General features: G+C 57.6%; 17 protein-coding genes. 7 read left to right on the top strand and 10 right to left on the bottom strand.

Annotated elements, in window-relative coordinates; all coding sequences use genetic code 11:
- Window positions 1-317: 317 nt before the first annotated feature.
- Window positions 318-617 (top strand): hypothetical protein, encoded by a 300-nt coding sequence (locus tag AC2VNM_RS09620; protein ID WP_215870693.1) that lies wholly within the window; start codon window positions 318-320, stop codon window positions 615-617.
- A 29-nt stretch (window positions 618-646) separates the two neighbouring features.
- On the opposite strand, the gene AC2VNM_RS09615 is transcribed toward AC2VNM_RS09620, so the two are convergent.
- On the bottom strand, window positions 647-976 hold the full coding sequence (locus tag AC2VNM_RS09615) for a 4a-hydroxytetrahydrobiopterin dehydratase (RefSeq protein WP_483166544.1): 330 nt from the start codon (window positions 974-976) through the stop codon (window positions 647-649).
- 62 nt (window positions 977-1,038) lie between these two features.
- Here AC2VNM_RS09615 and AC2VNM_RS09610 point away from each other — a divergent pair, with 62 nt between their 5' ends.
- The gene (locus AC2VNM_RS09610) at window positions 1,039-1,716 is read left to right on the top strand and encodes an epoxyqueuosine reductase QueH (RefSeq protein ID WP_483166543.1); all 678 of its coding nucleotides are present in this window, start codon (window positions 1,039-1,041) and stop codon (window positions 1,714-1,716) included.
- On the opposite strand, the gene AC2VNM_RS09605 is transcribed toward AC2VNM_RS09610, so the two are convergent.
- Genes AC2VNM_RS09605 through AC2VNM_RS09585 form a run of 5 tightly spaced genes read right to left on the bottom strand, consistent with a single transcriptional unit; the run spans window position 1,674 to window position 5,470 of the window.
- Complete coding sequence (locus AC2VNM_RS09605; protein ID WP_483166542.1) at window positions 1,674-2,240, bottom strand: hypothetical protein; 567 nt, start codon at window positions 2,238-2,240, stop codon at window positions 1,674-1,676. The two genes, AC2VNM_RS09610 and AC2VNM_RS09605, sit on opposite strands and share 43 nt — an antisense overlap.
- The gene (gene ampD / locus AC2VNM_RS09600; protein ID WP_483166541.1) at window positions 2,240-2,788 is read right to left on the bottom strand and encodes a 1,6-anhydro-N-acetylmuramyl-L-alanine amidase AmpD; all 549 of its coding nucleotides are present in this window, start codon (window positions 2,786-2,788) and stop codon (window positions 2,240-2,242) included. Before ampD ends, AC2VNM_RS09605 begins: the two co-directional genes overlap by 1 nt.
- The gene (locus tag AC2VNM_RS09595; protein WP_483166540.1) at window positions 2,785-3,186 is read right to left on the bottom strand and encodes a thioredoxin family protein; all 402 of its coding nucleotides are present in this window, start codon (window positions 3,184-3,186) and stop codon (window positions 2,785-2,787) included. The genes ampD and AC2VNM_RS09595 overlap by 4 nt, the downstream gene beginning before the upstream one ends.
- Window positions 3,187-3,231: 45 nt before the next feature.
- Window positions 3,232-3,924 carry a M48 family metallopeptidase gene (locus AC2VNM_RS09590; RefSeq protein ID WP_483166539.1) on the bottom strand — a complete coding sequence of 231 codons (693 nt, stop codon included), beginning with the start codon at window positions 3,922-3,924 and terminating at the stop codon, window positions 3,232-3,234.
- 7 nt (window positions 3,925-3,931) lie between these two features.
- Complete coding sequence (locus AC2VNM_RS09585) at window positions 3,932-5,470, bottom strand: 2-isopropylmalate synthase (RefSeq protein ID WP_483166538.1); 1,539 nt, start codon at window positions 5,468-5,470, stop codon at window positions 3,932-3,934.
- Between the two features lie 232 nt (window positions 5,471-5,702).
- Here AC2VNM_RS09585 and AC2VNM_RS09580 point away from each other — a divergent pair, with 232 nt between their 5' ends.
- Window positions 5,703-5,891 (top strand): YqaE/Pmp3 family membrane protein, encoded by a 189-nt coding sequence (locus tag AC2VNM_RS09580; RefSeq protein ID WP_483166537.1) that lies wholly within the window; start codon window positions 5,703-5,705, stop codon window positions 5,889-5,891.
- Window positions 5,892-5,923: 32 nt separating this feature from the next.
- Here the strand turns inward: AC2VNM_RS09580 and AC2VNM_RS09575 are convergent, their stop codons facing one another.
- A complete protein-coding gene (locus AC2VNM_RS09575; RefSeq protein WP_483166536.1) occupies window positions 5,924-7,216 on the bottom strand; it encodes a sigma-54 interaction domain-containing protein in 1,293 nt (430 codons plus the stop codon).
- 711 nt (window positions 7,217-7,927) lie between these two features.
- On the opposite strand from AC2VNM_RS09575, the gene AC2VNM_RS09570 reads away from it, so the two are divergent.
- The 4 genes from AC2VNM_RS09570 to AC2VNM_RS09555 all read left to right on the top strand — a co-directional run bounded on the left by AC2VNM_RS09570 (window position 7,928) and on the right by AC2VNM_RS09555 (window position 10,592).
- On the top strand, window positions 7,928-8,314 hold the full coding sequence (locus AC2VNM_RS09570) for a DsrE/DsrF/DrsH-like family protein (RefSeq protein ID WP_483166535.1): 387 nt from the start codon (window positions 7,928-7,930) through the stop codon (window positions 8,312-8,314).
- Between the two features lie 66 nt (window positions 8,315-8,380).
- Window positions 8,381-8,611, top strand: coding sequence for a sulfurtransferase TusA family protein (locus AC2VNM_RS09565; protein ID WP_215871490.1), 231 nt, complete (start codon window positions 8,381-8,383; stop codon window positions 8,609-8,611).
- A 26-nt stretch (window positions 8,612-8,637) separates the two neighbouring features.
- A complete protein-coding gene (locus AC2VNM_RS09560; RefSeq protein WP_486913227.1) occupies window positions 8,638-9,777 on the top strand; it encodes an NAD(P)/FAD-dependent oxidoreductase in 1,140 nt (379 codons plus the stop codon).
- 11 nt (window positions 9,778-9,788) lie between these two features.
- Window positions 9,789-10,592, top strand: a complete 804-nt coding sequence (locus tag AC2VNM_RS09555) for a helical membrane plugin domain-containing protein (protein ID WP_486913226.1) — start codon at window positions 9,789-9,791, stop codon at window positions 10,590-10,592.
- Window positions 10,593-10,634: 42 nt separating this feature from the next.
- Here the strand turns inward: AC2VNM_RS09555 and def are convergent, their stop codons facing one another.
- The 3 genes from def to mtnB all read right to left on the bottom strand — a co-directional run.
- Window positions 10,635-11,144 (bottom strand): peptide deformylase, encoded by a 510-nt coding sequence (def, locus tag AC2VNM_RS09550; RefSeq protein WP_486913224.1) that lies wholly within the window; start codon window positions 11,142-11,144, stop codon window positions 10,635-10,637.
- On the bottom strand, window positions 11,144-11,665 hold the full coding sequence (locus AC2VNM_RS09545) for a glycine cleavage system transcriptional repressor (protein WP_486913223.1): 522 nt from the start codon (window positions 11,663-11,665) through the stop codon (window positions 11,144-11,146). Before AC2VNM_RS09545 ends, def begins: the two co-directional genes overlap by 1 nt.
- Window positions 11,662-12,183, bottom strand: a 522-nt coding sequence (mtnB, locus tag AC2VNM_RS09540; RefSeq protein WP_486913222.1) for a methylthioribulose 1-phosphate dehydratase, incomplete at its 5' end; no start/stop codon positions are given. The genes AC2VNM_RS09545 and mtnB, both read right to left, overlap by 4 nt.

The raw sequence follows: 12,183 nt of genomic DNA, 5'->3' as shown, positions 1-12,183 counted from the left end.
CTGGGACAAGGCCAAGGCCGATTTCCAGGAATATCTGAAGCAGGTCGAGCAAGGGAATGTGGAATACCTCTACAACCCCGAACTCGCTACCAATCAGAACATCAACATGAAACAGGCCTGATCGGTACTCGCCTGATAAAAGCAGCCCCGCCAATGGCGGGGCTTTTTTCGTTGCGTCGCCGGTCTTCTATCCCTCCATGCAAAGCTTCAATGGCTGGAATCACACAAAAAGACTCCCGCATCGGCGCAGTTTCGCGTATCCTCTAAGGTCGATCATTCAACCGATCCGTATATCTGCTTACGACAGGAGGAGTATCGTGGACAACCAGGCTCTCAACGCCCGCTGTGTAGAACTGTTTCAAAACGCCAACGTAAAGCTGCGCATGTGGAACGCGCGTATGTTCTGGCAAGTGGGTGACCTTTTCAACGTCCCGACGGATAAGCTTACGCAACCCAAGGTGGACCTCTGCGAACTGGAAGTGATGCTCTCCACCGCCGCCCTGACGGATTCCCAGTGTGCTGCCGAGCTCGACAAAAAGGAACCCGGCCGCGCTGCTTTCATTCAGCGTCAGGTGCGTGAGGGAATGCGCCCCCTTTTACGCCCGGCAAGCCACTGAGCAAGTCAGCGAGCGGGGTGCGGCCCCGCTCAGGCCAGTAACTGCTCCACCGCACGCACGCAGATCACGTCATTCTCGGTGACACCACCGACAGCGTGGGTGCTGAAGCGCACCAGACAGGTATTGTAGGAAACCTGCAAGTCCGGGTGATGATCTTCGCGGTGGGCGATCCAGGCCAAGGTGTTGACGAAGGCCATGGTTTCGTAAAAATTGCGGAAGTGAAATCTCCGCTCCAATCCTTGGTCTTGCAGGCTCCACTGGGGCAATTCCGCTAGAGCGGCGCGTATCTCCGCCTCGGCCAACAACGCCACGCCACCCTCACAGGCCCGGCAGCTACCCGGTCGCAAATCACTCGGCATTGCACATCCTCCAGAGCAAAAACTGTTATCATGCAGTGTAGTTGAAGCCTTGGAGCATTGTCATGGCAAAAAAAGCCCCGGCCCCATTACGCACCCCCGACGGCAGCGAGCATGTCTTGTTGCACTCCTGCTGCGCGCCCTGCGCGGGCCCTATCATGGCCGACATGCAGAGCGCCGGCATTGCGCTGACCATTCTGTTCTATAACCCGAACATTCATCCCCTGGCGGAATATGAACTGCGCAAAGAAGAAAACATCCGCTACGCCGAAAAGCTGGGACTTCCCTTTATCGATCTCGACTATGACAAGGACAACTGGTTCGAGCGGGTCAAAGGTCTGGAATGGGAGCCCGAGCGTGGCGCGCGCTGTACGGCCTGTTTCGATATGCGTTTCGAGCGTTCGGCCTTATATGCCGCAGAGCACGGTTTTACCGTATTTACCAGTACATTAGGGATCTCGCGCTGGAAAGACATGGCGCAGATCAATGGTTGCGGTCAGCGCGCCGCCGCCCGCTATCCGCAGTTACAGTATTGGGACTACAACTGGCGCAAGGGTGGCGGTAGCCAACGCATGATCGAGATTGCCAAAGAGGAGCGGTTTTACCAGCAGGAGTATTGCGGCTGTGTTTACTCCCTCCGTGATAGTAATCTGCACCGTATCGCGCAAGGACGGGAAAAAATTGTACGCGGGGTGAAGTTTTACGGGCGCGACGAGGTCGACAAAGGCATCCAGAGCCGGTAACGGTCCCCCGGGCCCAAGAGCTCGAGCAGCGGATACCGTGGGGTAATGCCGTTGCGTTTGCACCAAGAATGCAGGGCTGCGTAGCCTTTCCAACTGGCAATGGCACTATTGGCTTGCAAGTCAACCGCCACCACGCGCTGGCTCGTCCACTGCCCTTCCTGCCACCCCATCGGCAGCGCGCTTGGCGAAGCCGTCAGCAGCACTCCCAAGCGCGCCTCTACCCGATTATCTTTGCCCTGCATCCCGCTTTCTTTCTCGATCAGGGTGAGCGTGGACCCCTGCCGCCAGTCGGCCGGCAGCTCTTTGATCCATTTTTCGCGCTGCCGGCCGAGGCCAGTATAGCTGCCATCATACTGCCGGTAGACGTAGTGCAATGCCGGACTGGTAATTTCCTGCACAGAGGCGCTGGCAAAGACGCCCAACCACCAGAGGGTGAACAGCAAAAAGGCGAGAAAAACCAAAAACGGACCGCCCCAGCCCCGACGCCAATCCCGCTTTGGACGAATTCGCTCGCTCGTTTCCATCACGACAACCCTTGCCACAGCCGTGGCCAATCAAAATGCGGACCAGGATCCCATTTTCGTCCCGGCGCAATATCGGAGTGGCCGGTAATGGCGCGTCGATCCAGTAGTGGGAAATAGCGCCAAAGATCGGGAATCAAAGACTGCAAGGCCAAGTACTGGGCTTCGGCAAAAGGCTGCGTCTCGCTCCCCTCGATCTCGATCCCTACACTGAAATCATTGCAACGCTCCCGACCTTGCCAGGCCGAAATACCGGCATGCCAAGCCCGACGATCGACGGGGACATGCTGCCAGATCTGCCCGTCACGCTCCAGAAAAAAATGCGCGGAAACGCGAAGTTCGCGCAGCCGCTCATAATAAGGGTGGGCGGAAAAATCCAGCTTACCCTGAAAAAACCGAGGAACCTCACCACTGCCAAAGGCCTCGGGCGGCAGGCTGATGGCATGTAACACCAACAGATCAACGCTGGCGCCTTTGGGGCGTTCGTCCTGGAAGGGCGATGGCGCTCGCTTTGCGCGCCGCAGCCAAGGGCCATCCCAAGGAGAACTCACGGTGCTTCCTCTGGCGCCAGACCGGCATGTGCGGCCAGCCAGGGATCGAAGGCCGCCAGACGCGCCTCGACCTGCATCGGGCGCTGATAGCGACCATCCCGAAAGACAAAGAGCGCAGGCAGATGATAGACCTCAAATTCCTGTGCCAGCCCCATCTCGATGCCGGCATCCGCCTCCCAGACCTTAAGGTCGTCGCGCCGACTTTCCCATTCTGTCAAGAGGCGACGCCAAATCTTGCAACTATGGCAGCCCGCAGAACTAAAAAAGAGGATGATCCAGCCGCGCTCCTGCGCCACACGCTGCCAGAATCCCAATTCTGAGACGCGCTCCACGTTCAGATCACCGACAAGAAATGGACTGGGTATGGACGATTCATAGGCACAGTATAACAGCTGCACTTCCCCGGGTCAGACGCCCATGGTAACGAATGAAAACGTCCGCACTCAGCCGCGGCGCAGGGCACGTTCCAGCTCCCGGCGATTGGGCAGATGAGCATCAAGCAAGGCGTAAAAGCGGGCATTGTGGCCTCGCTCCCGCAAATGGGCGCACTCGTGGGCAACGACATAGTCGATGCAATCCAGCGGTTGCTCCACCAGGGCCAGACGAAACCAGAGCCGCCGAGCGACGGTATTGCAGGTACCCCAATGGGTACGCATCTGGCGAATCCGCCACTCGGCAACCTCGACCCCCAGACGCGATTCCCAGCGGGCAATCAGATCGGGCAACAAACACTGCAGCTCCCTGCGTTGCCAGCGTTCCAGGAGTCGGTCTTCATCAGTCGGCGTCGCTTGTTCTGGCAGATACAGACGTAGCGTCTGGTCCTCCTCCAGTACTACCCGTGCCCTGCGCGCATGGATCCGACGCTCTATACGATACGTCAACCCCAAATGCTGCAGCATGTACCGACGCGGCTGACGACACGCAAGAAACTGTTCGCGACGCTGATGGATCCACGGCAATCTCTCTTCCACCGCGCGGCGCAGGAAGAATTCTGGGAGATACCAGGGGCAAGCAATCCAGACATCACCACGCTCATCAACAAGAATGCGCAGCGTTTTACGCCGTTGGCGTTGGTAAAAACAGGAAAGCCCAGCCACCTGAATGGACTGGGCCTTCTGTTGCCGCTGTTTGGGCATGACGACCTTACAGTTGCGGGTGAAAGCCGCTGGGGGCCTGAATCCTGTTCAAGGCCGAGACATAGGCCTTGGCACTGGCGACAACGATGTCGGTATCCGCACCCAAGCCATTGACCACCCGGCCATCGGCGGCTTGTAGGCGAACCGTTACCTCACCTTGGGCGTCCGTTCCCGTAGTGATCGCATTCACCGAATAGAGCAGGAGCTTGGCGCCGCTACCGACGATCTCCTCGATCGCCTGGAAGGTAGCGTCCACCGGCCCGCCGCGCGTGACCGCGGCGGTCTTGGCGACCCCGTCCACCCAGAGCTCGACCTTCGCCTCCGGATGCGTCCCCATTTCCGAGCAGACCCGCAAATAGCCCAGGCGGTAGCGGTCCTCGCTCCCCTGTTGGGCATCTTCGTTGACCAGAGCTTGCAAGTCTTCGTCAAAGATCTCTGCCTTGCGGTCGGCGAGATCCTTGAAGCGCGCAAAGACCTGATTCAAGGCATCGCCCTCGAGCGAGATACCCAGGCTTTCCAGTCGCGCCCGCACCGCCGCCCTACCCGACAACTTGCCCAGAGTCATGCGGTTGGCCGCCCAGCCGACATCTTCGGCACGCATGATTTCATAGGTCTCGCGGTGCTTGAGAACGCCATCCTGGTGAATACCCGACTCATGGGCAAAGGCATTAGCCCCCACGATGGCCTTGTTGGGCTGCACCGGAAAACCGGTAATGGTCGACACCAGCTTGCTGGTCGCGACGATTTGCTGCGTATCGATACGAGTCTCGCAGGGAAAGACATCAGAGCGGGTACGCACCGCCATGACGATCTCTTCCAATGCGGCGTTCCCCGCCCGCTCGCCCAAGCCATTGATGGTGCACTCCACCTGGCGCGCGCCTTGCGTGACCGCAGCCAGGGAATTGGCAACGGCCAACCCGAGATCGTTGTGACAGTGTACGGAGAACACCGCCTGATCGCTGTTGGGAATCCGCTCTCGCAAGGTTCTGATCAACTGCCCAAAGCGCTCGGGCAAATTGTAGCCGACGGTATCGGGGATGTTGATGGTCCGCGCGCCGGCCGCGATCGCCGCTTCGATGACCCTGCAGAGAAAATCCTCTTCGGAGCGCCCCGCATCTTCCGGGGAGAATTCCACATCGTCACAAAGGCTACGCGCCAGTTTGACTGCCGCTACTGCACGTTCCAGCACCTCATCGGGACGCATACGCAACTTGGCCTGCATGTGAATGGGACTGGTGGCAATGAAGGTGTGAATGCGCCCTGCAGCAGCGGGTTGCAGAGCCTCTCCAGCGCGGCGAATGTCCTCCTCCCGCGCCCGCGCAAGGCCGCAGATACGACTTTCACGGACCGTTTCGGCAATGGCACGCACCGCCGCGAAGTCGCCGGGACTGGCGGCGGGAAAGCCCGCCTCGATGACATCTACGCGCAGCCGTTCCAACGCCTTGGCAATGCGGATTTTTTCGTCGCGGGTCATGGCCGCGCCTGGAGACTGCTCGCCATCACGCAGGGTAGTGTCGAAAATGATCAAATGCTCTTTCTGCTGCATAGTAAGCCCTTCCTGTTGCAGGAATCTTTCAGTAATTTCGTATTGGGGACGCGAGACCGAAATGGTCGGAAGGAATGATTTTTAGCCCCAGCGGGGCAGCAGCAGACGCAGACCTGCAGGAGAGGCCGCACACAAGAGAAATGGGATCCGCTGACTATTCATGCGCGAGAGGATAGACAAAAACCGCCGTAGGTGCAACCCTCTACGGAGGATAGAAACTTCAGGAGCCCCGATGCGTCTTCTCCTCGCGATCCTCGTCCCCTGGCTGCAGTTCTTTACCATCGGCCGGCCTTTTGCCGGGATTATCTGCCTGATCTTGCAGCTCACCGTAATCGGCTGGGTGCCGGCGGCTATCTGGTCGGTCTACGCCCTCAGTCAGTACGAAACCGACAAAAAGATCCGCCGTATAACTGGTGGCTGAGGGCTGGCGCACCCCCCCCTGAGAGCTGCCTTTTAGTTTTGATGAAGCCAGCGATACACCGTGCGCTCAGTGACGCCCAAGTGTTCCGCGACCTGGCGACGATTACCCTGAAAGGTACTGAGGAGTTCCAGCAAATTGGCGGGCCGCCCTCGCCGTCCGGAGAACGATATCGGACGCGTGGGGGCTGCCATCTTTTCCTCTGGTGGATGCGACGGCGGCGACGATTGCAGAAAGTGGATATGCTCCGGCAAGATCAATGGCCCATCCGCCAGTGCTACCGCCTTTTGCAAAATATTCCGTAACTCCCGAACATTGCCAGGAAAATTGTAGGCACAGAGACGCCGCTCCGCTTCCGCCGACAACTGCCACTGCCCTCCCCACTCCCGTCCAATGCGTTCGAGAAGCACGCGAGCAATCCCTGGAATGTCCTCGCGGCGCTCACGCAGAGGGGGGAGATCGATATTGATCGCCGCAAGACGATAGTATAGATCTTCTCGGAAGGTTCGCTCGGCGACCATCTCTCGCAGGTTGCGGTTGCTCGCCGCGATGATGCGCACATTGGCATGCAATAACTCCGCGCCTCCCAAGCGACGAAAAGCCCCGGTTTCGAGCACACGCAAAAGCTTGGCCTGTACTGGTAATGGCAATTCACCCACTTCATCCAAGAATAGTGTGCCACCATCGGCACTCTCGAACAGGCCAATCTTCCGCCCTATACACCCAGTGTAAGCACCCCGCTCGTGGCCAAGAAATTCACTTTCGAAGAGGTGCTCGGGCAACGTGGTACAGTCGACCGTGATCAGCGGCTTGTCCGCACGTGCAGAAAATTGATGCACGGCACTCGCTGCCAGCTCTTTACCCACGCCGCTTTCGCCCCAGAGGAGAATGCTGGCGTCGGTTCGCGCGGCCATCTCGATGTGGTGCAAACAGCGCAAAAAGGCGGGAGAGCGACCGACCATACGCATGTCAGTACAGCTAATCTCCCTCTGCTCCCGCGGCAAATGGATGATTTCCTCGGCCAAAAACCGTTGTCCTCGCAGATCGCGCAGCACATGTCCGCGAATGCGCACATGCTCCGCATTGCCGACGGGATCATAGTGGACATGACGGACTTCATGCGGTTCTCCATTGCGGAAAACCGTTTGATGCGGGCAGTCTTCACCATTTTCATGGCAGGGGATATCGGAATGGTGGGAGACCTGATGGCAACGGCGTCCCACCAAGTCCTCCTCACTCACGCCATAACATTCCCGATAGGCCCGATTGGCGGCCACAATGCGATATTCCGCATCGATGACCACCATCGGGTGCTGCTGCAAATCCATGGCAGACTGCACATCAAGTGCTTCTAAACTGTGAACTGGCGCGGGCTTATCCAATGGACTTCTCCACGTTACCAATGAGATAACAAGATTAACAAATTCTGATTGTCTGCAAATAATCAATGATTATATTACGATTCCTTTGGGTAAAATGCCAAGCAGTAGCCCTCCGGACTGACTTTGCGGGCGACGACTTGACAGATGCTCACTGCCTTGGGCGTGGCACCAAGAATGAAGTGCTAACACAGCGAATAATGATCCTGTTGATAGGGATGATCACGCCCAGCACCATGCCGACTGTGCAGGCAACTATCCGTTCACGATACGGTGACGTGTTTTTTATTTTTTCTCCTCCTGATCCAGATGTGATATGGCACACTCTGAGTAGCATATTCAACACCAAATACTATTCACCCGTTTACGTTTATTTAATATTTTATTATTTAATATATATGAAAGAGAAAACATATCATGACATTTACTGACAATTATTTTCATGAACGGCTGACTGGCTTACGACATGACATAAACATGACATTGTCATGACAGTGCGCAGCGAGCCTCTCGACAAATAAGTGGCGCATGGACGTCATTCAGCACATTTTTTCAATCAATCAGATAGATAAAATAAAATCATAATTACTATATATTCTAACTTTTATATGGCATAAGAACTGCTGTGCATACTCTATCAACTCAAAAACAGGAGTTTTTATGGCGGGAATATTCATTATTTGTCTCAACGGGGATCGGGAACATCTGCAGTTTGCGGCCATGGCGGCATCGGTGGCAGCGGTTACCGGTATCGATGTCCAGGTGTTTTTATCCATGAATGCCTTTCCCCACTTTATCAAGGGGCATAGTAAAGAAGCGCCTGCTTCCGGCGTGGTGGGCAAGAAAATGGAGGAACACAAGGTTCCAGAATTTTTTACGATTTTTGAACAAGCCGTAGAGCTGGGCGATGCCAAGATCTGGGCCTGCTCCATGGCCATGGACGTCATGGCGGTTACGGAAGAAGACCTGGAACCCATTGTCGCAGGCGCCATGGGGCTGACCAAGTTTTTCAGTGACGCCGAAGGGGCACAAATTCTGACCTTCTGAGGCGTAATCACAATAGGATCGGGTCCATCCCGGTCCAGCGGAGACGAGAGAGTAAGGAGAAAACCAATGGCAGAACGTACAGTGGATGCACGCGGCAGCTTTTGTCCGGGGCCGCTCATGGAGCTCATCAGCAATATGAAGAGCATGCAGGTAGGGGACACCCTCGAGCTGCTCTCCACCGATGCAGGATCCGCCAAGGACGTGCCCGAATGGGTACACAAGGTCGGTCATGAAATGGTGGATACCAATCAGGATAGTGAAGGAACCTTCCACATCAAGGTTCGTAAAGCCAAGTAACGCACTAACGCAAAAGGAGTGACATCATGAGAATTCTAGTCGTAGGCGGTGGTATGGGGGGAACCATTTTTGCCAATCATCTGGCACGGCGGATCCATCACGAGATGAAAACCGGCAAGGCGCGCATCACTATGCTCTCGGCAAGCCATGAACATGTGTACCAACCGGGCTGGCTCTATGTGGCGATGGGGCGCGCCACTCCCGACGAACTGGTGCGAGAGCAGGAGAGCCTGCTGGAGCCCGGAATCGAGTTTCATGTCGATCCCGTCGAAGAATTTCATCTCGCGCAGAATCATGTGAAGTGCAAGAGTGGCAAGGTGCATGAGTATGACCTGATCGTGATTTCCACCGGATCGCGGGCCATGCCGGAGAATATTCCTGGCCTCAAGGAAAATTCGGTGAATTGCTACACCGCAGAAAACGCTGTGGAGTATTACAAGCAGCTTTCGGAATTCAAGGGTGGGCGCATCGTTATCACCGTGGGTCTGCCGCACAAATGCCCGATGATTCCGCTGGAAGTCACCTTTGCCATGTACGACTTCATCAAGGATCGGGGTCTGCTCGACAAGACCGAATTCTACTACACCTACCCCATCGGCCGAGTGCACAGCCTGGAAAATGTGGCCAAGTGGGCGGCGCCGGAGTTTGACGCCAAGGGCATCAAGTACGAAACCTTGTTCAACATGAAAGAGGTGGACGGCAAGAATGCCAAAGTCCTCAGCGAAGAGGGCAGCGAAGTGGCCTATGACCTGCTGGTGGCGGTACCGCCACACAAGGGTCAGGAAGTCATCGAAAAGAATGGCTTGGGGGAGAACGGCTGGATTCCCACCAACCGGCATTCCCTGCACATGGAAGGCGAGCATGGCAAGAATGTGATCGTCCTTGGCGACACTACCAATCTGCCCATCTCCAAGGCGGGATCGACGGCCCACTTCGAGGCAGAAACCGCGGCAGAGAATGTGGCGGCAGTGGTCAAGATGGGACGTCCGGTAAAGAGCTACGACGGCAAGGTCTTCTGCTTTATCGAGGCCGGCAAGGACCGCGCCACCTATGCCATGTTCAACTACCAGAACCCGCCACAGCCCAAGGCCCCGACCGGCTCGGTGCATGCCTTCAAGATGGCATACAACAAGCTCTACTGGGCGACCGCGCGCGGCCTGCTCTGAGGAGGTGAGCTATGGCAGCCGTACTCGACAGTAGCCAAGAGGACGAATTGCAGCAGGCGCAGTCGGCTTTGCTGCACTTGGTCCACAACGGCGATCTCGACCGCATCGTGCACTTGGCGCGATTGGTAGGTGCCGCCAGTGACTCGATGAGTGACGAGATGGTGGGTCGCCTGGCGGAAATCGCCACTAGCGGTCTAGATCTCCTCGACCGCGTGGAGCGGGCGGACTTGGCCAAGGCCCTGCCGGCCATCTCTGCTCTGGTGCACAACGGCGATCTCGATCGCATCGTGCACTTGGCGCGATTGGTGGGTGCCGCCAGCGACTCGATGAGTGACGAGATGGTGGGTCGCCTGGCGGAAATCGCTACTGGCGGCCTGGACCTGCTCGACCGTGTGGAGCGGGCGGATTTGGCCAAGGCCCTGCCGGCCATCTCTGCCCTGGTGCACAACGGCGATCTCGACCGCATCGTGCAGATCGCGCGGACGCTGGGCGCCATGGGCGATTCCATGAGCGACGAGATGGTCACCCGCCTCGCTACTCTGGCCGCCGATGCCATGTGCCTGCTGGATCGGGCCGTGCGTACCGGGGTAATGGATCGGCTGTTGCGGGTAGTCGAACAGATGGATGCGCAGCACATCCTCACCGACTTTCTCAGTTGCCTGGCAGGCGCCACCGAGGAAGCGGCCAAAGAACCCGCCCCCAAGGGCGGCCTGTTCGGGCTTCTGGATATTATGAAACAGCCCGAGACCCAAGAAACCATCCAGTTCCTCATGTTGGTCGGCAAGCATTTCCGCTCCTGCCGGCTCAAACACTAACGTTTCACTCGCCCCGCTTGAGGCTCCAGTACGGGGCCTTTTTTATTTCTTTTTCTGGTAGTTCTTGCGCCGAAAGAGATCGGTTTTGCGGGATACCAGGCGGTCTAAAAACAAGAGGCCGTCGAGGTGGTCCATCTCGTGCTGCACCGCGCGGGCCTCGAAGCCCTCGCACTCGTAGACCCGGTCCCGTCCATCGAGGTCCTGCGCCTGCACCTGGATCCGCTCGGCGCGAATGACATTGCCGGTAAAATCCGGCACCGACATACAGCCTTCGCGGCCCACCGCCATTCCCTCCCAGGCCACCAGCTCCGGGTTGATCAGGACCATCAGGCCGTGGCAGTTCTCACCCAGTTTGGGACGCACGTCGACAATGACGATGCGCTGCAGGCGGTCTACCTGGGGTGCGGCAATCCCTACTCCCCCAGGGCCCGCATACATGGTCTCGGTAAGGTCCGCAACAAAAGTATGCAACTCGTCGTCAAATTCCGCCACCGGCTGCGATGGACGTGCCAGGCGCGGGTCAGGATAGGTAAGGATAGGTAGAACAGCCATCAGAGCAGCGCCGTATCGATAGCGTGGACACTGATTTCGACCCCCTGCTCCGCTTTCAGCGGTTCCAGGGTCTGGCGCACCTGCTCCAGACCTTGCGGAGCCGACCCCTGGATGATCATGACGTAAATCGGTCGCTCCGGGTTGCCCGATTTCTCGCTTTCCAGATCGATAATGTTAAAGCCGATCTTCGCCAGCGCCTCGGTCACCCCCGCAACAATGCCCGGATGATCGGCGCCATATACTGTTACCCGGACGTTGGCGACATCCTCTTGCGCGGGGACGCTGGAGATCGGGTCGAGGTGCACGCGCAGATTCAGACGCTTCACCGCCGGGTCGAGAGCGGCCTCCACCGCACCGAAATCGCGGCTGTAGTCGATCACCTGCATGATGGTGAAATAACCACCCAGGCGCATCATGGAGGCGTCACCAATGGCACAGTCGGCGGCGTAGAGGGCCTGGGTGACGGCAGCAACGATTCCCGGTCGATCTTCTCCGATGACCGTCAGTAGGGCTTGACTCATGACTCTCCTCCCAGGCCGTGTAAACGGGCCAATGATAGATACCGAAAACAATATTCGAAAAGTTCCAGATGATGCCGGGCGGCGTCAAAATCCCTGCCCCAGGCGGTCATGCCGTGCTCGTGAATCAGGGCCCCGGGCACACGCGGCAGACGCTGGAGAAATGCGGCATCCATGTCGGCGGCAATCTGCGCCACCTCGACATGATTGGCAAAGACCGGAAGATCGACCGCGGGTTCCGCCTCGGGAATTCCGAGCCCCTTGAGCATTTCCAGTGGCGGCAGGCGCAACTGCCCCGCCTTGGCGAAATGCCCACAGAGATTGGCCTCCACCGAGTGCACATGAAAGATTACCTGCGCCTCGGGAAAATGCCGATAGATGACCTGATGGATGCTGGTTTCCGCCGAAGGACGCCGCCCCGCCGTCGCTTCCTGCACATCTCCTGCCAGATCGACGGCAACGAAGTCTTCCTCGCTGAGGGCATCCTTGGGCCGGCCACTGGCGGTGATCCAGAAGCTGTC

This window comes from Acidithiobacillus sp. TH-A67 (genome assembly GCF_057473545.1).
Note: the sequence above shows the minus strand (reverse complement) of the source record. Positions and strands in the feature narration are given on the sequence as shown.